Source organism: Klebsiella sp. JB_Kp042, from assembly GCF_040065275.1.
GTDB lineage: Bacteria > Pseudomonadota > Gammaproteobacteria > Enterobacterales > Enterobacteriaceae > Klebsiella > Klebsiella quasipneumoniae.
Genome location: NZ_JBEAJL010000114.1, coordinates 1 through 20,999, shown reverse-complemented (window position 1 = coordinate 20,999; position 20,999 = coordinate 1). Strand labels below are relative to the sequence as shown.

Annotated in this window: 19 protein-coding genes and 1 pseudogene; 10 read left to right on the top strand and 10 right to left on the bottom strand. The window is 57.8% G+C overall.

Translation table 11 applies throughout. From position 1 onward, the window contains the following. Nucleotides 1–130: pseudogene (locus ABLV54_RS24015) on the top strand (hypothetical protein); the annotation flags it as partial. On the opposite strand, the gene ABLV54_RS24010 reads toward ABLV54_RS24015, so the two are convergent. Continuing rightward, nucleotides 127–324 (bottom strand): hypothetical protein, encoded by a 198-nt coding sequence (locus ABLV54_RS24010; protein ID WP_101881275.1) that lies wholly within the window; start codon nucleotides 322–324, stop codon nucleotides 127–129. The pseudogene ABLV54_RS24015 and the gene ABLV54_RS24010 sit on opposite strands and share 4 nt — an antisense overlap. A 259-nt stretch (nucleotides 325–583) precedes the next feature. On the opposite strand from ABLV54_RS24010, the gene ABLV54_RS24005 reads away from it, so the two are divergent. Genes ABLV54_RS24005 through ABLV54_RS23990 form a run of 4 tightly spaced genes read left to right on the top strand, consistent with a single transcriptional unit; the run spans nucleotide 584 to nucleotide 4,812 of the window. Continuing rightward, complete coding sequence (locus ABLV54_RS24005; RefSeq protein ID WP_002915995.1) at nucleotides 584–1,474, top strand: sugar ABC transporter permease; 891 nt, start codon at nucleotides 584–586, stop codon at nucleotides 1,472–1,474. Beyond that, nucleotides 1,467–2,369, top strand: a complete 903-nt coding sequence (locus ABLV54_RS24000; protein WP_025711283.1) for a carbohydrate ABC transporter permease — start codon at nucleotides 1,467–1,469, stop codon at nucleotides 2,367–2,369. The genes ABLV54_RS24005 and ABLV54_RS24000 overlap by 8 nt, the downstream gene beginning before the upstream one ends. 12 nt (nucleotides 2,370–2,381) lie before the next feature. After that, the gene (locus ABLV54_RS23995) at nucleotides 2,382–3,509 is read left to right on the top strand and encodes an ABC transporter ATP-binding protein (protein WP_248860967.1); all 1,128 of its coding nucleotides are present in this window, start codon (nucleotides 2,382–2,384) and stop codon (nucleotides 3,507–3,509) included. A gap of 16 nt (nucleotides 3,510–3,525) precedes the next feature. Next, a complete protein-coding gene (locus ABLV54_RS23990; RefSeq protein ID WP_032453986.1) occupies nucleotides 3,526–4,812 on the top strand; it encodes an ABC transporter substrate-binding protein in 1,287 nt (428 codons plus the stop codon). Nucleotides 4,813–4,871: 59 nt separating this feature from the next. Here ABLV54_RS23990 and ABLV54_RS23985 read toward each other — a convergent pair whose 3' ends face one another. The 4 genes from ABLV54_RS23985 to ABLV54_RS23970 all read right to left on the bottom strand — a co-directional run bounded on the left by ABLV54_RS23985 (nucleotide 4,872) and on the right by ABLV54_RS23970 (nucleotide 9,178). Then, entirely contained in the window at nucleotides 4,872–6,215 is a 1,344-nt protein-coding gene (locus ABLV54_RS23985; protein WP_023290915.1) for a carbohydrate porin, read from the bottom strand. Between the two features lie 121 nt (nucleotides 6,216–6,336). Further along, nucleotides 6,337–7,770, bottom strand: a complete 1,434-nt coding sequence (locus ABLV54_RS23980; protein WP_032429209.1) for a glycoside hydrolase family 32 protein — start codon at nucleotides 7,768–7,770, stop codon at nucleotides 6,337–6,339. A 19-nt stretch (nucleotides 7,771–7,789) separates the two neighbouring features. Then, nucleotides 7,790–9,031, bottom strand: coding sequence for an MFS transporter (locus ABLV54_RS23975; RefSeq protein ID WP_101881278.1), 1,242 nt, complete (start codon nucleotides 9,029–9,031; stop codon nucleotides 7,790–7,792). Nucleotides 9,032–9,043: 12 nt separating this feature from the next. Next, complete coding sequence (locus ABLV54_RS23970; protein ID WP_032429210.1) at nucleotides 9,044–9,178, bottom strand: hypothetical protein; 135 nt, start codon at nucleotides 9,176–9,178, stop codon at nucleotides 9,044–9,046. A gap of 94 nt (nucleotides 9,179–9,272) precedes the next feature. On the opposite strand from ABLV54_RS23970, the gene ABLV54_RS23965 reads away from it, so the two are divergent. After that, nucleotides 9,273–10,268, top strand: a complete 996-nt coding sequence (locus tag ABLV54_RS23965; RefSeq protein WP_032453988.1) for a LacI family DNA-binding transcriptional regulator — start codon at nucleotides 9,273–9,275, stop codon at nucleotides 10,266–10,268. Here the strand turns inward: ABLV54_RS23965 and ABLV54_RS23960 are convergent. Both ABLV54_RS23960 and kduD read right to left on the bottom strand, forming a co-directional pair. Then, nucleotides 10,265–11,686, bottom strand: coding sequence for a sugar porter family MFS transporter (locus ABLV54_RS23960; RefSeq protein ID WP_004205402.1), 1,422 nt, complete (start codon nucleotides 11,684–11,686; stop codon nucleotides 10,265–10,267). The two genes, ABLV54_RS23965 and ABLV54_RS23960, sit on opposite strands and share 4 nt — an antisense overlap. 296 nt (nucleotides 11,687–11,982) lie before the next feature. Continuing rightward, nucleotides 11,983–12,744, bottom strand: coding sequence for a 2-dehydro-3-deoxy-D-gluconate 5-dehydrogenase KduD (gene kduD / locus ABLV54_RS23955; protein WP_023290920.1), 762 nt, complete (start codon nucleotides 12,742–12,744; stop codon nucleotides 11,983–11,985). Between the two features lie 483 nt (nucleotides 12,745–13,227). On the opposite strand from kduD, the gene ABLV54_RS23950 reads away from it, so the two are divergent. After that, nucleotides 13,228–14,403: an oligogalacturonate lyase family protein gene (locus tag ABLV54_RS23950; protein WP_032453989.1), complete on the top strand. Its 1,176-nt coding sequence runs from the start codon at nucleotides 13,228–13,230 to the stop codon at nucleotides 14,401–14,403. A 132-nt stretch (nucleotides 14,404–14,535) separates the two neighbouring features. Here ABLV54_RS23950 and ompK26 read toward each other — a convergent pair whose 3' ends face one another. The 3 genes from ompK26 to ABLV54_RS23935 form a co-directional block, all read right to left on the bottom strand. After that, a complete protein-coding gene (gene ompK26, locus ABLV54_RS23945) occupies nucleotides 14,536–15,231 on the bottom strand; it encodes a KdgM family porin OmpK26 (RefSeq protein ID WP_101881279.1) in 696 nt (231 codons plus the stop codon). A gap of 249 nt (nucleotides 15,232–15,480) precedes the next feature. Then, on the bottom strand, nucleotides 15,481–16,659 hold the full coding sequence (locus ABLV54_RS23940; RefSeq protein WP_072421848.1) for an acetyl-CoA C-acetyltransferase: 1,179 nt from the start codon (nucleotides 16,657–16,659) through the stop codon (nucleotides 15,481–15,483). Between the two features lie 118 nt (nucleotides 16,660–16,777). Next, the gene (locus ABLV54_RS23935; RefSeq protein WP_072421849.1) at nucleotides 16,778–17,647 is read right to left on the bottom strand and encodes a LysR family transcriptional regulator; all 870 of its coding nucleotides are present in this window, start codon (nucleotides 17,645–17,647) and stop codon (nucleotides 16,778–16,780) included. 102 nt (nucleotides 17,648–17,749) lie between these two features. Between ABLV54_RS23935 and ABLV54_RS23930 the strand changes: the two genes are divergently transcribed. From ABLV54_RS23930 to ABLV54_RS23920, 3 genes are all read left to right on the top strand, one after another. Then, nucleotides 17,750–18,211, top strand: a complete 462-nt coding sequence (locus ABLV54_RS23930) for a multidrug/biocide efflux PACE transporter (RefSeq protein WP_017899256.1) — start codon at nucleotides 17,750–17,752, stop codon at nucleotides 18,209–18,211. Between the two features lie 123 nt (nucleotides 18,212–18,334). Continuing rightward, the gene (locus tag ABLV54_RS23925) at nucleotides 18,335–19,564 is read left to right on the top strand and encodes an amino acid permease (RefSeq protein WP_023290924.1); all 1,230 of its coding nucleotides are present in this window, start codon (nucleotides 18,335–18,337) and stop codon (nucleotides 19,562–19,564) included. A 120-nt stretch (nucleotides 19,565–19,684) separates the two neighbouring features. Beyond that, nucleotides 19,685–20,563 (top strand): aldo/keto reductase family oxidoreductase, encoded by an 879-nt coding sequence (locus tag ABLV54_RS23920; RefSeq protein WP_348814242.1) that lies wholly within the window; start codon nucleotides 19,685–19,687, stop codon nucleotides 20,561–20,563. Nucleotides 20,564–20,999 lie beyond the last annotated feature (436 nt).

Genomic DNA, 20,999 nt, shown 5'->3' with positions numbered 1-20,999 from the left:
ACACAACCCGCTACGGGGGAGACTTACCCGAAATCTGATTTATTCAACAAAGCCCGGCTGCGTCTGTCTGCAGCCCGGCACGCTGCTCGATACCTTTACCCCCATCCGCGAAGATTTCCTCCAGGGTTAATCCATGTCGGGGGGCGCTTGCCGCCCCCGGTTATCTATCTGTACCTTCGAATAAAATATACCAGCAAAATCATTATCCTGATAATAATATTCCCCGCCTCGCTTACGCTGATATTTCATACTTTTCAGCCCCTCACAAACGCCTAAAATGCTTACCACCTCACCTTTTTGAAACATCGTTTCGACTTTGATCACATTTCCATCCAGATCTGCATGACGCGGAAATAAATCGCAATAGAATGAAATTAAAACGGTGTTTTATAAAAAACAGATCAGCATATAAAAAGAGCCTGACGGCCCCTCCATGCTGGGCCACTTAAAACCTAACCCATTCATTAACAAGGATATGTTAACCAGAGGAAGCGTTCAGACTTTTTTGCGTGGTTCGCGGCCAAAGGCCGACAGCGCCGCGTCACCGGATCCGTATTACAACTCGTAAGCCAGGTAGGTATGTATGAATGAAAACAAGCTGCTGGGATTGGCATGGATATCGCCCTATATCATCGGGCTGATTGTCTTTACCGCTTTTCCTTTTGTTTCATCTTTCTTTCTCAGTTTTACTGAGTACGACTTGATGAGTCCGCCGGTATTTAACGGCATTGAAAACTATCGCTATATGTTGACCGAGGATAGCCTGTTCTGGAAATCGATGGGGGTGACCTTTGCCTACGTCTTTTTAACCATCCCCTTAAAACTGGCTTTCGCCCTCGGCATTGCCTTTGTGCTCAATTTCAAACTGCGCGGTATCGGCTTTTTCCGCACCGCCTACTATATCCCGTCGATCCTTGGCAGCTCGGTGGCGATTGCCGTGCTGTGGCGCGCCCTGTTCGCCATTGACGGCCTGCTGAACAGTTTTCTCGCCGTCTTTGGCATCGATGCCATCAACTGGCTGGGGGAACCCTCGCTGGCGCTGATGTCGGTCACCCTGCTGCGCGTCTGGCAGTTTGGTTCCGCGATGGTCATCTTCCTCGCCGCGCTGCAGAACGTCCCGCAGTCGCAGTATGAGGCGGCGATGATCGACGGCGCCTCGAAGTGGCAGATGTTTATGAAGGTCACCGTGCCGCTGATCACCCCGGTGATTTTCTTCAACTTTATTATGCAGACCACCCAGGCGTTCCAGGAGTTTACCGGCCCGTACGTGATAACCGGCGGCGGCCCGACCTATTACACCTACCTGTTCTCGCTCTACATCTACGATACCGCCTTTAAGTACTTCGACATGGGCTATGGCGCCGCGCTGGCGTGGGTGCTGTTCCTCGTCGTGGCGGTCTTTGCGTCGATAGCCTTTAAGTCATCGAAATACTGGGTCTTCTATTCCGCCGATAAGGGAGGCAAAAATGGCTGATATTCAACAGATGGCGCCGGTGATGAGCGACGCCGATCGTGAGGTCGCCCGTACGCTGCGCCGGGAAAAGGTGAGCCGGGTGGTGCGCTACGTCGTGCTGGTGTTCGTCGGCCTGCTGATGCTCTACCCGCTGGCGTGGATGTTCTCCGCCTCGTTCAAGCCGAACCATGAGATCTTCACCACCCTCGGGCTGTGGCCGACTCACGCCACCTGGGACGGGTTCATCAACGGCTGGAAGACCGGCACCGAATACCATTTCGGCCACTATATGCTGAACACCTTTAAGTATGTGATCCCGAAGGTCGTGTTAACGATCATCTCCTCCACCATTGTGGCGTACGGCTTCGCACGCTTTGAGATCCCGTGGAAGAAGTTCTGGTTCGCGACGCTCATCACCACCATGCTGCTGCCGAGCACCGTCCTGCTGATCCCGCAGTACCTGATGTTCCGTGAAATGGGGATGCTGAACAGCTATCTGCCGCTGTATCTGCCGCTAGCCTTCGCCACCCAGGGATTCTTTGTCTTCATGCTGATCCAGTTTCTGCGCGGCGTCCCGCGAGATATGGAAGAGGCGGCGCAGATCGACGGCTGCAACTCCATCCAGGTGCTGTGGTATGTGGTAGTGCCGATCCTCAAGCCGGCCATTATCTCGGTGGCGCTGTTCCAGTTCATGTGGTCGATGAACGACTTTATCGGTCCGCTGATCTACGTCTACAGCGTCGATAAGTATCCCATCGCTCTGGCGCTAAAAATGTCTATCGACGTCACGGAAGGCGCGCCGTGGAACGAAATTCTGGCAATGGCGAGCATCTCCATTCTGCCGTCCATCATCGTCTTCTTCCTGGCTCAACGCTACTTCGTGCAGGGCGTGACCAGCAGCGGAATCAAAGGTTAAGAGGGAAATATCATGGCTGAAGTGATTTTCAACAAACTGGAAAAAGTTTACTCAAACGGTTTTAAAGCGGTGCATGGTATCGACCTGAAGATTGCCGATGGCGAATTTATGGTGATCGTCGGCCCTTCCGGCTGCGCCAAATCGACCACCCTTCGCATGCTGGCGGGTCTGGAGACCATCAGCGGCGGCGAGGTGCGGATCGGCGATAAGATCGTCAACAACCTGGCGCCTAAATCCCGTGGTATCGCGATGGTGTTCCAGAACTACGCCCTCTATCCGCATATGACGGTAAGGGAAAACCTCGCCTTCGGCCTGAAGCTGAGCAAGCTGCCCAAGGCGCAGATTGATCGGCAGGTGGAGGAAGCGGCGAAAATTCTTGAACTGGAGGAGCTGCTGGAACGTCTGCCGCGCCAGCTCTCCGGCGGCCAGGCGCAGCGCGTGGCGGTGGGCCGGGCGATCGTCAAAAAACCGGACGTCTTCCTGTTCGACGAACCGCTCTCCAACCTTGACGCCAAGCTGCGCGCCTCGATGCGCATCCGCATTTCCGATCTGCATAAGCAGTTGAAAAAATCCGGTAAACCGGCGACCACCGTCTACGTTACCCACGATCAGACGGAAGCGATGACCATGGGCGACCGCATCTGCGTGATGAAGCTCGGCCACATTATGCAGGTCGATACCCCTGACAACCTCTACCACCAGCCGAAAAATATGTTTGTCGCCGGCTTCATCGGCGCGCCGGAGATGAATATTCGCCCCAGCCAGCTGGTTGAATACGACGGCCGCCTGTGCCTGACCCTTGGCGACCAGCGCCTGCCGTTGAACGACCGTCTGGCGGAGAAAGTCGGCGCGTATCAGCATCAGGAGGTGTTCTACGGGGTCCGCCCGGAATTCGTGTCGCTCTCCGACGCGCCGTTCGCCGAAGGCGGCTGCATGGGCGAGATGGTGCGGGTGGAAAACATGGGCCATGAGTTCTTTGTCTATCTGCAGGTCGCGGGTTACGAGCTGACCGCTCGCGTGCCGTCGGACGATGCGAAGCCGATGATAGCTAAGGGACTGAATCTAAAAGTCTATTTCACCTTTGATCTTAACAAGTGTCACATCTTTGACGCCAAAACCGAACAGAACCTCTCTCTGTGAACCCTGGAGCATAACAATGAAAAACGTGCTGATAAGCGCCACCCTCTCCGCCACCCTGGGCCTTAGCGCCTTCTCCTCGCTGGCGCAGGATGTCGACCTGCGTATGTCCTGGTGGGGGGGCAATGGCCGCCATCAGGTGACTCTCAAGGCGCTGGAGGCTTTTCACCAGCAATATCCCGATATCAATGTCAAAGCGGAATATACCGGCTGGGACGGCCATCTTTCGCGCCTGACCACCCAGATAGCCGGCGGCACCGAGCCAGACGTGATGCAGACCAACTGGAACTGGCTGCCGATTTTTTCGAAAAATGGCGAGGGTTTTTACGATCTCAACACTCTGAAAGACGAGATCGATCTCAGCCAGTTCGACGCCAAAGAGCTGCAGTCCACCACGGTCAATGGCAAGCTCAACGGCATCCCGGTGTCGGTCACCGCCCGGGTCTTCTACTTTAACGACGAAGCGTGGAAAAAGGCGGGCATCCCCTTCCCGAAAACCTGGGACGAACTGCTGGCGGCGGGGAAAACTTTCGAAAGCAAACTCGGGAAACAGTACTACCCGGTGGTGCTTGAGCACCAGGACGTGCTGGCCCTGCTCAACTCATACATGGTGCAAAAATACAACCAGCCGGCCATCGATGAGAAAGGACGCAAATTCTCCTACAGCAAAGCGCAGTGGGCGGACTTCTTCGGCATGTATAAGAAGCTTATCGACAGCCATGTCATGCCGGACACCCGCTACTATGCCTCCTTCGGCAAGAGCAACATGTACGAGATGAAGCCGTGGATCCAGGGTGAATGGGGCGGGACCTACATGTGGAACTCCACCATCAACAAGTATTCCGACAACCTGAAGCCGCCGGCGAAGCTGGTGCTGGGGGAATACCCGATGCTCCCCGGGGCCACCGATGCCGGACTGTTCTTCAAGCCTGCGCAAATGCTGTCGATTGGCAAATCGACGAAAAACCCGCAGGCGGCGGCGAAAGTGATTAACTTCCTGCTGAACAGTAAAGAAGGGGTGGATATTCTCGGACTGGAGCGCGGCGTGCCGCTGAGTAAAGCGGCGGTCACCTACCTGACCGAAGACGGGATCATCAAAGCCGACGATCCGGCGGTGTCCGGTCTGAAGCTGGCGCAATCCCTGCCCACCACTCTGCCGGTCTCGCCGTACTTCGACGACCCGCAGATCGTCGCCCAGTTCGGCACTACCCTGCAGTACATCGACTACGGTAAAAAGTCGGTGGAAGAAGCGGCCGAGGACTTCCAGCGCCAGACCGACCGCATTCTGCGCCGCGCGATGCGCTAACCTGCCCGTCGGAAACCTCCCGCGGCGTCCGCCGCGGGAGAGCCTGCCTGAGTATCCTGTCAGAAGAAATATTTAAAGCGCACCCGGGCGCCGTAGCGTTCATCGGGATTCCCACTCTTCGCTGCCGTGGAATCGAGCCACGAGGCGTAGGCGCCAAGGTAAATATTGAAGTTCGGCATCGCCATAATATTCGGCAACTGCCAGGAAGTATGCACGGTGTGGATGTCATAGCGCCCCGGCGCGAGGATTGCGCAGTCGTCATCGCACTCGCTGCTCACCCCGGCCATGTTGAACTGGTCGATTTTGTTATGCGCGTAGATATAGCCCAGCTCCACGCGATGCCACAGGGCGTTGATCCCGGCGCTGAAGTCGGTTTCGTCCGCCGCGTCCAGCAGGGCGGTACTCAGATTGACCACCGCCCCGTCCTGCGGATCGCTTTTCAGGGTGTTCCAGCTCATGGTCATCCCGTAGCCGGTACGGTTTGACTGGTCGACCCAGCGCCCGCCCTGGTTCTGATAGCCGTAGGCGTTGTTGACGAGGTTGCTCTCTATCGCCGCCGCCGCCGACCACGCGCCGGACTGCCACACCGCCACCGGCCGCACGTACACCACGTTTTTGCGGTTTTCCAGCGCATTACCGTGATAGTTCTGATCGACAAACAGCGAACTGCCATCCTCCACCAGGGTGTTAACCTCGAAATACCAGTTATCCACCGTTTTGCTGAACAGGAGGTTGCCGCCGCTGCTGCTGCGCCCGCGTCCCTCTTTCATCATGTAAATATAGCCATAGCCGTCGGAATAGAGGTCGTTGGCGGTATTTCCTGAATATTCAATAAAGGTATCCTGATTCAGGGGGAACATATCCCAGGCTTCAAAGCGGCCTATTTTTATTTTCCAGTCATCCTGCTGACCAAAGAAAAATACCGCATCATCGAGATTCATTTTGCCATCCATATCCGCCAGGGGCTGCACGCTGAATCCGGCATATTTCCCGTCGGCGCCATTACGTCTGCCATCGAAACCCAGCAGAATACGGCCATTAATATCCCAACGCTCTTTATCACCGGGCGCCCAGCTTTTATTCGCGCTGGTTTTGACCGACGTCAGGCTGCCGGTGCGGCTGGCGCCATCAAGATTAAATTCGACGTCGCCATAAAATTTTAATTCGCCATTGTCGTTTAGCTGCAGGCGCGGCGTAGCCGGCGCCGCGCGGGCGACCGTCGTGGCCTGCTGCTGGCCTTTCAGCGTCTTAATCTCCGCCTCTGCGCTGGCGGCGCGCGCCTCCGTCGCCTTCAGCCGCTGCTCCATTTGCGCCAGCCGATCCTCCAGCGATAACGGCGCCTGCGCCATCGCCTGTGGCAGAGAGAGAGACGTGAGAAAACACCCGACCCAGATTTTATTCATCGGTAAACCCTTTTATTATGAAATGAACTCAATTTGTTATTAATGGGTAATGCACGACGATGCAGGCAATAATAACCCGCCCATCGTCAAAGACGGGTTATTAACGACAACAGCCTTATTATTATTCGAGCTGCCAGGCTCCGGCTTCAGTTAATGCCGCTGAGCCGCTCCAGGCAAATAACGCTAATTCACGGCGGGGAGCCTGCGGATAGATACGGCTGCTCAGGCAGGCTTCGCCGTCATTGACAAACACCTCCACCGAAGAGCTATCGAAAAATATCCGCAGATTGAGATCCGCCCCGGCGGTCAACGGCACGCTGCGCGTCCCGCACAGGCCATGCTGCGGATAATGCCGCTCCAGCACCAGACGCTGCTGCTGGGCATCCACGTAGAGGCGCAGGCCATCGCCAAAGCGCAGACCATACTGCTCGGCGCTGCTGCGGGCGCAGTTCCAGCGCAGGTTCACCTCCATCGCCTCGCAGTTGTCGACCATCGTGGTCTGCTGATTGTTCAGGGTGCTTACCGGCCACGGGAACCAGGCGCCGCGCAGACTCTCCACTTCTTTCGCCGGGCGCATCTGCAGGCGGTTATCCGCGCTCAGGCTCAGCTCGCGCGGCAGGGAGAGCATGCCCGCCCAGCCGTCCTGCTGCTCCGGCAGCGGTGATTCCCACATATCCAGCCAGCCAATCACGATCCGCCGGCCATCGGGGGTGGCGAAGCTTTGCGGCGCATAGAAATCGTGGCCGTGATCCATCTCTCTGAACTCGCCGTGGCGGACGAATCGCTGCCCCGGCTGCCACTCGCCGATCAGATAGCCGCTCTGGAACAGGTTGCGGTTGCGGAACCCCTCGGCCTGCATCCCCTGCGGGGAAAACATCAGAACGCGTTTGCCGTTGAGGGTGAAGAAGTCCGGGCACTCCCACATATAGCCCATGGCGCTTTCCGCTTCATCCAGCACCCCCACATCCTGCCACTGGCGCAGATCGGCTGAGCGGTACAGCCGCACCTGGCCGGTATCGCCTTCGCGCGCGCCGACGATCATGTACCAGCTGTCTCCTTCCCGCCAGACCTTCGGGTCGCGGAAGTGGTGCATGCCCGGCGGGGTGTCGACCACCATCCCCTGGCGCTCGAAGTGGATCCCGTCCCGGCTGGTGGCCAGACACTGAACCTGATACAGATTGGCTTCGTCGCCCGGATCGCCGTGGAATTTATGCCCGGTGTAAATCAGCGCCAGGGTATCGCCATCGACCACCGCCGAGCCGGAGAAGCAGCCGTCTTTATCCTCCGGCCCCTCCGGCGCCAGGGCCACCGGCAGATGCTCCCAGTGCACCAGATCCTTACTCCGCGCGTGCCCCCAGTGCATCGGCCCCCACTGAGTGGAGTACGGGTGATGTTGATAAAAGGCATGGTACCAGCCGTCGAACCACACCAGACCGTTTGGGTCGTTGATCCACCCGGCGCGGGCCGCCAGGTGATAGTGCGGATACCAGCGCAGATTGAGCGCCTGGCGTTGTGTCTGGAGTACCTGTTCAGCCCTGGAGATTGTGTAAGTCATCATTTTCACTCTTTTTGATTCAGACAGCGGTAGGTTGCGACACCAGCGGATCGGCGGAGGATTTGCCGGAGCGCAACAAGAAGATGGAAATAAAGGTGGTGCAGAACACCAGCAGGCCCATGATCAGATAGGACTGAGCGAAGCCATATTTTTCATAGCTGTAGCCCGCCAGCGGCGACAAAACGCTGGCGATAATCGAGCTGGTGCAGGCGAAGCCCACCAGATAGAGGGTGGAGGAGAGGCGTTTATCGAAGTTGATGCTGTTGTACTTAAAGATAGCCACCAGCAGTATCGGCAGCTCCACCGCGTGCAGCAGTTTAGTGATGGAGATCAGCAGCGGCCCCTCCACCAGGCCGGAGGCCACCATGCGCATCGCCATCACCATGCCGGCGAAAATCAGACCATTTTTGGCGCCGATGCGGTTCACCAGCCACGGCGCGCAGAACATGCCGGCCGCCTCGAGGAACACCTGGAAGGAGTTGAGGTAGCCATACATCTCATTGCCTTCCTGCAGGGTCGCGAACTGCGATGAGAAATAGACCGGGAACTGCTGGTCATAGACGCCGTAGATGCAGGTGCCGATGACGAAGAAGACCAGCGCCCAGAAGCGCGGCAGCGTCAGCAGGCGCAGCGCATCTTCCAGGGTCACCTTGCCGCCCGAAATCGCCTCCTGCATCGCATGCGGCGCCGAGGAGACGCGCAGCCGCGCCAGCAGGATAAAAAACACCAGTCCGGAACAGCTGGCGACGAGGAAGTTAAGCTGCGGATTGATGTTAAACAGCAGACCGGCGAAGAAGGTGGCCACCGCCCAGCCCAGCGAGCCCCACATCCGCGCCCTGCCGAATTCAAACTGGCTCTGGCGCGCCACGCGCTCGGTATAGGATTCCAGCACGCCAATGCCGCCGTTAAAGGTCAAGCCGATGTAGATCCCGCCGAAGATGCTGCCCAGCAGGACGTTAATTTTCAGCAGATGGCCGAACAGCAGATACGCCGGACCGGAGAGGATCAGCAGCGCGGTGATATACCAGAGCAGATGTTTACGCAGCCCCAGCTTATCCTGGATAAAGCCATAGCAAACTTGCGCAAACAGCGCGGAAACCGACAGAACGGCGTAGATGATACCGGTATCGCCGGCCTTCAGCCCGACCTCCTGGTGCAGCCAGATGGAGAGCAAGGAGCCGGATGACGACCAGGTCACGAAAAAGAAAAACAGTAAGGCACTGAGCAACGGGTAGCTGTGTGAGTGATGCGCTTTCATCATGACATTCTCGTGTTAGAGGAATGCAATTATGGTAACGTTAACAAAAAACAAAGCGCAGGGGGATTCGCTGCGATACATGATGTTAATCACAAAAGTTAACGTTAACATAATGAAGATGCGATCGCGATCAAATATTAACCGCGGCAGCGTGGAGGACGAGGCTAGCATAAAATCGTTTCACGCTTTTACATCAGCGACTTAGTTGTATAGCCTGTACTCTGCAGCTATGGCGGAGGAAAAAATGGCGTCCCTGAAAGATGTAGCAAAACTGGCGAATGTATCTCTGATGACCGTCTCTCGGGCGCTGAACACCCCGGAGCGGCTCAAGCCGGAGACGCTGGCCCGCGTGCAGGCCGCCATCGCCGAAACCAACTATGTCCCCGACCTGTCGGCGAAAAAGATCCGCGGGGCGCGGGCCACCCCCAGCACCATCGGCGTGCTGGCGCTGGATACCGTCACCACCCCCTTTTCGGTGGAGATCACCCTCTCGATCGAAGAGACCGCCCGCGCCCACGGCTGGAACAGCTTTGTGGTCAACATGTTTTCCGACGATCGACCGGAAGCGGTGGTCGACCTGCTCCTCTCCCACCGTCCGGACGGCATTATCTTTACCACCATGGGCCTGCGCCAGGTGCCGCTGCCGGACAAACTGCTGACCCTGCCCTGCGTGCTGGCCAACTGCGAAAGCCTCAGCCAGCCGGTGGCCAGCTATATCCCGGACGATGAACAGGGTCAGTACGACGCGGTAAAAGCCCTGCTTGCCGCTGGCTATCGTCGTCCGCTGTGCCTGCACTTACCCGCCAGCCAGCTGGCGACAATCCGCCGCCGTCAGGGGCTGGAGCGCGCCTGCCGGGAGGCGGGCATCGAACCGGACAGCCTGACCCACTCGTATATGGCCCAGGGCGATGAGCATTACCACGATATTCCGGGGGTGGTGATGGCGCATATCCGCGAGGGTAAACCCGGCTTTGACTCGGTGATTTGCGGCAACGATCGCATCGCCTTTATGGTCTATCAGACGCTGCTGGGCCAGGGGTTACGCATTCCACAGGACGTGGCGGTGGTGGGATACGACAATATGGTGGGCATTGGCGATCTGTTTCTGCCGCCGCTCTCCACGGTGCAGCTGCCGCACTACGACATCGGGCGCCTGAGCGCCCTGCATATCATTCACGGCGACAACCATCGGGAGACGCGCAAGGTCGCCAGCCCGTGGCTGCCGCGCGCCTCACATTAACGGTTACCGATGTTGCGCAGCTTCTCGCCCGCCATCAGGTTGCGCTCAATGTGCTCGAGGGTGACATTTTTGGTCTCCGGGATCAGCCAGAAGGTGACGCCGATAAAGGCCACGTTGAGCACCGTGTAGAGCCAGAAGGTCCCGGCGGCGCCGATCGCGTCAAGCAGCGTCAGGAAGGTGGCGCCGATGATCATGTTCGACACCCAGTTGGTGGTGGTGGAGCAGGTGATGCCGAAGTCGCGGCATTTCAGCGGCTGGATCTCGGAGCAGAGGATCCACACCACCGGCGCCGCGCTCATCGCATACCCGGCAATACACATCATGGTCATGCCGACGGAAAGCCAGGAGAGGCCGCTGGAGGCGGTGCCATTGTCGAACTGCATCAGGCAGTAGCCGAGCACCAGGGTGCCCAGCGCCATCACGCTGAAACCGATTTTCAGCGCCGGCTTGCGGCCCGCTTTATCCACCGTGAACACCGCGATAAAGGTGGCAAACATAAAGGTCAGGCCCACCACCAGGGTGGCGATCATCTGCTGTTCGGTAGTGGTAAAGCCCGCCATTTTGAAAATACGCGGGGCGTAGTACATGATGATGTTCATGCCGGTGAACTGCTGCATCGCCTGCAGCAGCATGCCAAGGAACACCGCCCGGCGCACGTTACGATTGACCTTGAACAACGCCCAACCGCCCTGCTTCAGCTTCAGGCTTTCGCGGATCTCGTTAAGCTCATCGCGCGCCTTCTCCGAGGTATCGCGCAGCATCCGCAGCACCTCTTCCGCTTCGATATGGCGCCCTTTCTCCGCCAGCCAGCGAGGGCTGTTCGGCAGAAAGACGACCAGAACGATCAGGATCACCGCCGGCAGCGCCAGCACGCCCAGCATGGCGCGCCAGTTACCGCTGTAGCTAAAGGCGGTATCGGAAAGAAACGCCAGCACAATGCCGAGGGTCACCATCAGCTGATACATACTGATCATTTTTCCGCGCACGTTCTCGCTGGCCATTTCGGAGAGGTACAGCGGCGCGGTATAAGAGGCGATCCCAACGGCCACCCCTAACACCACGCGGGCCACCAGCAGCACTTCCACGCTGGCGGCAAAAGCGGAGCCGATAGAGCCGGCGACAAAAAGCACGGCCCCCGCCATCAGGCTGTATTTGCGGCCAAGGCGGAACGACAGCCAGCCGTTAAACAGCGCGCCTATCGCCGCCCCCAGCATCATGCTGCTGACCACCCACTCCTGAAGCTGGCTGGATAAGGTGAAGTGGTCGGTTATAAAGGGCAGCGCCCCGGATATCACGCCGATATCCAGGCCAAAGAGCAACCCCGCCACCGCCGCGGCGATAGAAACAAACCAGTTCATCCGCCGAGTGTCACGTTGCGCCCGCGGCGTTAATGCAGAGTCGTTACTGATTGAAGTCATTTTTATTCCTGCCACACAGAGAAAGACATAGGACGAAAGTACGTGACTGGCGGAGGAGTTTGTCAGGCTGGATACGCCAAAGATATGGACTATTTTGCTGGCAAGATGGGTTTTGTGATGGACATTAAACTTTCAAAGTAACAAAAAATTCGTTTCGCATAGTTAATAACCCTGTTCATACAGGGCGGTAACATTCATTCTGCACTCTGGAATATGGACGATCCTCATTTTACGGTATGGACAATAATTGCTCAGACGGCCGGGGCGATGAGTGTCGCGCCGGCCGTCGCCGACGGTTAGCGCGCCAGCCAGCCGCCGTCCACCGCCACCGTGTAGCCATTGATGTAATCGGAGGCTGGGGAAGCGAGGAAGACCACCGGCCCCATCAGGTCGGACGGCAGGCCCCAGCGCCCGGCGGGAATGCGGTCGAGGATTTCGCTACTGCGCTGCTCGTCGGCGCGGAGCTGCTGGGTGTTATTGGTCGCCATATACCCCGGGGCGATGGCGTTGACATTGATATGGTGTTTAGCCCACTCGTTGGCCAGCAGGCGGGTGACGCCCATCACCGCGCTTTTGGACGCGGTATACGACGGCACACGGATCCCGCCCTGGAACGACAGCATCGAGGCGATGTTAATGATCTTCCCGCCGCTGCCCTGGGCGATAAAGTGCTTCGCCGCCGCCTGAGACATGAAAAATACGCTCTTGATGTTGAGGTTCATGACGTCGTCCCAGTCCTTTTCGCTGAACGCCAGCGCGTCCTCGCGGCGGATGAGGCCGGCATTGTTGACCAGAATATCAATATGGCCAAACTCCGCCACCGCCCGCTCCAGCAGCTGAGGGATACCGTCGATCTGGCGCAGGTCGGCGGTCAGGCTGAGAAAGCGGCGTCCCAGCGCCGTCACCCGCTCGATGGTTTCCACCGGCTCGACAATATTGATACCGACAATATCGCAGCCCGCTTCCGCCAGACCGAGGGCCATCCCCTGACCTAAACCGGTATCGCATCCGCTCACGACGGCCACTTTTCCCTGCAGGGAGAATGCATCAAGAATCATAATGTGTTCCTTAGTCGTTCAGAGCCTGCAGTATGCAGGCAAGGTTCTCTCGGCCCGGCTCGCGCCGGCGGCGCGACTGAGCGTAGGGCGAACTCACGGGCATAGCCCATCATAAAAATAAAACAGAGTTCCGTTTTACTAATGGGTGCCATCTTAGCCCCGCTCCCTGTCATTTTCAATGATATTTAAAACGTCGTTTCATTTTTTATGACGTCGATTACAAAAAAAGAAAAAGCGAACGGATGCGGCAACGCGCGCCGAACAGGAAGCGGTTTTAAAGGGATGAGGATTCAACCGGTTGCCTGGAGAGACGGTCGAAGTGGGGCCAGCATGCCGCGGAAGATGCGGGAATTGCGCTGAACTGCGTGAGACATCACAAATAATGAAACGTTGTTTTGATAAATTAACACCCATCTTTTAAAACACATCACTCAGCGACACGCCTCTGGTCCAGCGGCATCGCAGGAAAGAAAGGAGCACTACATGGCTAAAGGCATGCGGGTCAAACTGAACTATCACGTCAGCCGCGATCCGGATACCGGGGCGGAAGTCACCCGCTTAACCCCCCCGGAGGTCACCTGTCATCGCAACTACTTCTATCAGAAGTGCTTTTTTAACGATGGCAGCCATTTACTGTTCGCCGGCGAGTTTGACGGCCACTGGAACTACTATCTGCTGAATATCGCCAGCGCCGAAGCCGTCCAGCTGACGGAAGGCGCCGGGGATAACACCTTCGGCGGCTTCCTCTCCCCGGACGATAAGTCGCTCTATTACGTGAAAAATGACCGTACCCTGCTGGAGGTGAACCTCACCACCCTCGCCGAGCGTGAAGTTTACCGCGTCAGCGAGGAGTGGGTCGGCTATGGCACCTGGGTGGCGAACAGCGATTGCAGCAAACTGGTAGGCATTGAGATTGCGAAAAGCGACTGGACGCCGCTCAACGACTGGCAGATTTTTCATGACTTTTTCCACAAAGGACCGCACTGCCGCCTGCTGCGCGTCGACCTGCGCAGCGGAGAGAGCCAGGTGATCCATGAGGAAAAAATCTGGCTGGGACATCCGATCTATCGTCCCTTCGACGACCATACCGTCGCCTTCTGCCATGAAGGGCCGCACGATCTGGTTGACGCCCGCATGTGGCTGGTCAATGAAGATGGCAGCAACGTGCGTAAAGTCAAAGCGCATGCCCCGGGCGAAAGCTGCACCCATGAATTCTGGGTACCGGACGGTTCAGCGCTGATCTACGTCTCCTATCTGAAAGGCCAGCAGGGGCGAACGATCTATCGCTTTGATCCGGAAAGCGGCGTCAACGAGGCCCTGATGACGATGCCCGCCTGCTCGCATCTGATGAGCAATTTCGACGGCACGCTGCTGGTGGGCGATGGATCGGGCACGCCGGTCGATGTCAAAGATACCGGCGGCTACTCGATTGATAACGATCCTTATCTCTACGTCTTTAACGTGGCGGAGAAGCGCTACTTCCGCGTCGCGCGCCATGATACCTCGTGGGCGACAGTGGCCAACAGCCGGCAGGTGACTCACCCGCACCCCTCGTTTACGCCGGACGACAGCGCCATTCTGTTCAGCTCCGATAAAGACGGCAAGCCGGCCATCTATATCGCGAAATTACCTGACCATCCGCCGATGCTGAGCGCCTGAGCCCGGCGAACGTTTTTCTGTAACTGGCCTTGCCCTCCTTCGCGGAGGGCTTTTTTTGTTCCCTCGCTTTGGCGCATAAAAAACCCCGGCTGACGGCGCCGGGGAAAAGAGACGATGAGGGTCTGGCGGAAATCAGAACGAGTAGGCCACCCCGACGCGGAAACGGGTCTGGCGATCGCTGCGGTCATTCACGCCGACGTTGCCGATTTCACCATACGGCGACCAGTTGTTATCCAGCTTATAGGCTACCTTCACGTTATATTCCTGTGAGTAGGGTTTGTTGTCGTTGCGGTTCACCCCTTCCGAACTGCGGGCATAGACATAGTTCAGCTCGGTGCGCCAGTCGCCGAGGGCAAACCCGGCCCACGCGTCGCCGCGATTCACCTTGTCATCATCTTTACCGGCATCGTTCGGATAGCGGGTGTACTCATAGCGATAGCGAGCGGCGACATAGAAGCCATTGTCGAAACTGTACTGTACGTGCAGATGCGGCTTGTAAATGGAGCGGCTGTCGTTGCTCTCTATGGTAAACCCGGGGGTGAGGAAAAGGTTCGACGTCGCTTTCCAGCGCCAGCTGATGGTGTCTTCATGGCCGTTGCCCACCACGTCCGAATAGGGTTGCGAACCGTTGTCGCCGCCTGAACGCCATTTGGCCTCCACGGTAAAGCCTAGCCCGTTGGCGAAGCGCTGGGATACCGAGACGCGGTCGGCATTGCTTTTATCGCTCTTGCCGCCATCAATAAATTCATGACGTAAATCTATCGTGACCGCAGTTGCCGCAAAAGACATACCGCAGAGGGCGGCCAGAACCAGAGATCGTTTTAACATAGGGTACCCCTTATAATAAATAAAATGTCATTTCGTTTTTATGAAACGTTATTTTATTTTTTAAGCACCTCAGTTTTAGTGACCAGGATCGTAGTTATTTGTTTCAAAAAAGGTGGCACAACAAGACGTGACGGAGCTCAATAAATTGACGATGGGGAGAAGGGAAATACGGCAAAAAAGAGGGGGTCAGCAAAGCGCGGCGCATAAAAAAGGCCTCCCGCAGGAGGCCATGGAAATCGACATTCAGCGCTACGCGCGCTCTACCGCCAGCGCCACGCCCTGACCGCCGCCGATGCACAGCGTCGCCAGCCCTTTACGCGCATCGCGCTTGATCATTTCATGCACCAGCGACACCAGAATCCGGCAGCCGGAGGCGCCGATCGGGTGGCCAAGGGCGATCGCGCCGCCGTTGACGTTGACCCGTCGCTCATCCCACTCCAGTACCCGGCCAACAGAGATAGCCTGAGCGGCAAAGGCCTCATTGGCTTCGATCAGATCGACGTCGTCCAGCCGCCAGCCGGCCCGTTCCAGACAGCGGCGGGTGGCGTGCACCGGGGCGATGCCCATCAGCGCCGGATCGACGCCGACGCTGGCGAAGGCGCGGATCCGCGCGAGGATCGGCAGCCCCAGCTCCTCGGCTTTCGCCTCACTCATCATCATCACCGCCGCCGCGCCGTCATTGATGCTGGATGCGTTGCCGGCGGTCACCGATCCGAGACGATCGAAGGCAGGCTGCAGGCTGGCCAACCCTTCCGCGCTGGCATCCACCCGCGGTTGTTCATCGGTATCCACGGTGCGCGGCGCGCCGTTATGCTCGGTAACGACCGGGACAATCTCATCGCGAAAGCGTCCGGAATCAATCGCCTTGCGCGCCTTATGCTGCGAGCTGAGCGCCCAGGCGTCCTGCAGTTCGCGGCTGATGCCGTATTCCCGGGCGAGGTTTTCCGCCGTGACGCCCATATGATAATCGTTGAAGGCGTCCCACAGGCCGTCATGGACCAGACTGTCAATCAGCTGGCTGTTGCCCAGTTGGGCGCCGGTGCGGCTGTCGGTGAGGACATGCGGAGCGCGGCTCATGTTCTCCTGGCCGCCGGCGATCACCACGTCCGCCTCCCCGCACTGGATGGCCTGGGTGGCGAGGTGCAGGGCTTTCAGACCGGAACCGCAGACGTCGTTAATGGTGATAGCCGATACAGTGTTGGGCAACCCGCCGCGAATAGCGGACTGACGGGCCGGGTTTTGCCCGGTTCCCGCGGTCAGCACCTGGCCGAGGATCACCTCATCCACGTTCTGCGGATCGATTCCCGTCTTCTCCACCAGCGCCTTCACCACCACGCTACCCAGCTCAACGGCTGAATGGCGCGATAGCGCGCCCTGAAAGCAGCCAATCGGCGTTCGCAGCGCCCCGACGATCACGACATCCTTCATCCTCTACCCCTGCCCGTGCTTTTGCGCAAAGAAACAGCGATATACTAGATAATTGTTATCAAAAAACTTTGTAATTGTTTAAAAAAAGTGAGGCCAATCACAAAGAATTAGCCATTCGTTAACGTTCACGCCGCTGCAGATGCTGACGCAGCCAGCTGCCCGCCGCCCCGGGCGGCGCTTTCTTATTCCACAGCAGATCCACCGAAATCGCCCGCGGCCAGCCGGGGATATCGAGCGCCACCAGCCCGCCCTGCGGCGCAAACTCCGCCACCAGGGCGCAGGGCAGAATGCACCAGCCGAAGCCCTGCACCGCCATGCTGAGCAGCAGCAGGTAGTTTGGCGCCGACCAGACCTGCCCGGCGGCAGGCTCCGTGGCGCTGGCCAGAAAGGTGCTCAAACGCAGCTCGCGCCAGCTGCGCAGCTCATACCAGACAACCTTGCCCTGCGCCGCCAGCGGATGGTCAGGCGCCACGTAAATGCCCATCGCCGTCTGCAGCGGCAGGCGGGTGCTGCCGATATCGGTCGGGTAGCGCTCTCTCGCCTCAATCAATCCCACCTGGGCGCGGGATTTTTGCAGGAGATCGATCACGTCCTCATCTTCCCCAATCAAACACTCAAACTCGGTATGAGGGAAGCGGCGGTCAAACTGCACCAGCAGATCTTCCAGCACGTCCGGGTGCAGGGTGTCCGAGAGCACAAAGGTCAATCGCGGCTCCGTCTCGCCGGACAGCGACACCGCCAGCTCATCCAGCCGCTCGCTGGCGGCGAGGATCGCTTTGACATAGCTCAGCACCTGCTCCCCCTGCGGCGTCAGCGTCGGCTGCCGCGTTGCCCGATCGAAGAGGGTCACCCCGAGGTCAGCCTCCAGGTTGGCGATAGCGGTACTGATCGTCGACTGGCTTTTCCGCAGGCGACGGGCGGCGGCAGAGAACGACCCGCTGTCAACGGCCTCGACAAAGGCGGTTAACGCTTCCGGTGAATAACGCATGATGTATCTACTTTATCGATGGTTTCTATCTTTTGTTTATCATATTTTTCCATAAACTGCCGGGTAATTTCCTGTTCAGGCTAAAACTGGAGGTAGCTCGCCATGCAACAGACCCCACATCAGCGCAAGACGCTCACCGAACGCGTTATCCACGCCATCACCTTCGAAGGACTGGCGACGCTGATCCTCGCCCCCACCGCCGCCTGGCTAATGCAGCGTTCGGTGGTGGAGATGGGCGGGCTGAGCATTCTGCTCGCCACCCTGGCGATGGTATGGAACATCATTTATAACGCGGCTTTCGATCGCCTGTGGCCGGTCTCCCGCGTCCCCCGTCGGCTGAAAGTGCGGGCGCTGCACGCGATCGGCTTCGAGACCGGCTTTGTTATCATCGGCGTCACCATGGTGGCCATCGTGCTGGGGGTATCGCTACTGCAGGCGTTTATGCTGGAGATCGGCTTCATGCTCTTCTTCCTGCCCTACACCATGGCGTTTAACTGGGTCTGGGACACCCTGCGCGAGCGCGTGATCCGTCACCGCCGCCCGCGCCAGGCAGCACGCGGCTAGCCCCGCGGCGGATCCTTCGCGATCCGCCGCGGCTTTATCACCAAAAACTATCGCAACAGATGAACCATAAATATGGTAAATTGCACTCCTTTTTTTTGGTTTGACGGTTGATAAAGTCGCATAATGTCTAAAATTTGGTCTAAAGAAGAAACTCTATGGAGTTTTGCCTTATATGGCACTGCAGTAGGCGCTGGGACGCTATTTCTACCGATCCAGCTGGGTTCGGCTGGCGCCATCGTCCTTTTCATCACCGCGCTGGTCGCCTGGCCGCTCACCTACTGGCCTCACAAAGCGCTGAGCCAGTTTATTCTCTCGGCCAATATCGCGCCGGGAACCGGGATCACCGGCGCAGTCAATCACTACTATGGTAAGAAAATTGGCAACCTGATCACCGGCCTCTATTTCCTCGCCTTCTTTGTGGTCGTGCTGATCTACGCCGTGGCCATCACCAACTCGCTGGCCGAGCAGGTGGCGCATCACACGCCGATGACGCCTGCGCTACGCGCGCTGCTGAGTCTTGGCGTGGTGCTGGTCCTTAACCTGATCTTTCTCATGGGCCGGCAGATCACCATCAAGGTGATGGGCTTTCTGGTCTTTCCGCTTATCGCCTGCTTTCTGTTTCTCTCCCTCTATTTAATCCGCGACTGGCATCCGGAACATCTCACCAGCCAGATGCAGTTCAGCTCGCAGACGCTCCACCAGGTCTGGATCTCCATACCCGTGATGGTTTTCGCTTTTAGCCATACGCCGATCATCTCGACTTTTGCTATCGACCAGCAGGAGAAACACGGCGACCTGGCCATGGGTAAATGCAAAAAAATCATGAAGGTGGCCTACACCATCATCTGCGCCAGCGTGCTGTTTTTCGTCTTCAGCTGCCTGCTGGCTATCCCGGCGACCTATATTGAGACCGCCCGCGATCAGGGGGTGACTATCCTCTCCGCCCTGTCGATGGTGCCGGGCGCGCCGGGCTGGCTGGCGGTGACCGGCATTATCGTCGCCGTGGTCGCCATGTCGAAATCCTTTCTCGGCACCTACTTCGGGGTCATTGAAGGCGCCAGCGAAATCGTCAAAAGCTCGCTGGGCCTGATGGGCGTGCGCAAGAGCCGCGCCTTCAACCGCGCGATGTCGATCATGCTGGTCTCCGCCTTCACCTTTGCGGTGTGCTTTATCAACCCGAATGCGATCTCGATGATCTACGCCATCAGCGGACCGCTTATCGCCATGATCCTGTTTATCATGCCCACGCTGTCAACCTGGCTTATCCCGGCGCTGAAGCCGTATCGCTCGGTGGGGAACGCCATCACTCTGGTGGTCGGCCTGCTCTGCGTCTCCGTGATGTTCTTCGGCTAAACCGCCTCCGGCGACAGCGGCTTGCCTGAGCCGCTGTCGCACATTCTGACAACATTCTCGCCCTTCCCTTCCTTGTGAGCGCATTACACTTACGGCTTAGCCACCGTGAGGAGAGTTCCTATGTCCAGTGTCACCTTATCCGGTCGCGGCACGCTCGGCGATCGCCAGGTCTATCGGTTGGGTTACGGGGCCATGCAGCTGGCCGGCCCCGGCGTCTTCGGCCCGCCGAAAGATCCTGAAGAAGCGGTGCGCGTGCTGCAGGCCGCCGTCGAAGCTGGGGTAAACCATATCGATACTTCGGATTTCTATGGCCCCCATGTGACCAATCAGCTGATCCGCAAAGCGCTTCACCCCTACCTCGACGATCTGTGCATTGTCACCAAGGTCAGCGCCCGCCGTGACGAGAAAGGCAACTGGCTGCCGGCCATGTCGTCCGCTGAACTGACCCAGGCCGTCGAGGACAATTTGCGTCACCTGGGGCTCGACGTGCTGGAGGTGGTGAACCTGCGCAGTATGCTGAGCCCCCACGGCCCGGTGGAGGGGTCGCTGGAGGCGCCGCTCGCCACCCTGCTGGAGCTGAAGGCGCGAGGGTTGATCCGCCATATTGGCCTTAGCAACGTGACGGCAAAGCAGGTGGCGGATGCGCAGAAAATGACGCCTATCGTCTGCGTGCAAAACCTCTATAACATTGCCCATCGCGCCGACGACGCGCTGGTGGATGCGCTGGCCGCCCAGCACATCGCCTGGGTCCCCTTCTTCCCGCTGGGCGGTTTTACCCCGCTGCAGGCGCAGGAGCTGAACGAGGTCGCGGCCTCGCTTGAGGCGACGCCGATGCAGGTCGCCCTCGCCTGGCTACTCCAGCGCGCGCCCAATATTCTGCTGATCCCCGGCACCTCATCCCGCACGCACCTGGCGGAAAATATTGCCGCCGCCGGGCTGGTTCTGCCAGCGGATGCGCTACGCATCCTGGATAATATCGCCAATCGCGCGCATCCCTGACCCCTCAGGCCAAATGGAGGGAACGACTTCCCTCCTCAATATTTGCCTGGAAAAACCTCAACACTGCTGGCACTATAGATCCTACAAATGGGGCATGATCGACGATCGTTTTCTCATTATCCCCGTTAATTAAACTTAAGTTTTTTCCTTCGACCGGTCTCCAGCTTGGAGGCCGTTGTCGTTTTTGTCATGACCAAAATTTGAAACTCTTGATTACAGGAAACACAATATCGAATTCCAAGTTTATACATATCAATCTGGCTGCAAAGATAGTCAATAACATCAAACGCTCATAAAAACATCTGATTAACCCAATCAGAATGTTGCTATTGCTATAAGAAAAATCAAACGCCTCACGACAACTATTTACAAGGGAAGCCTGGCTTTGTTGAATAAATCGAACTTTTGCTGAGTTGAAGGATCAGATCACGCATCC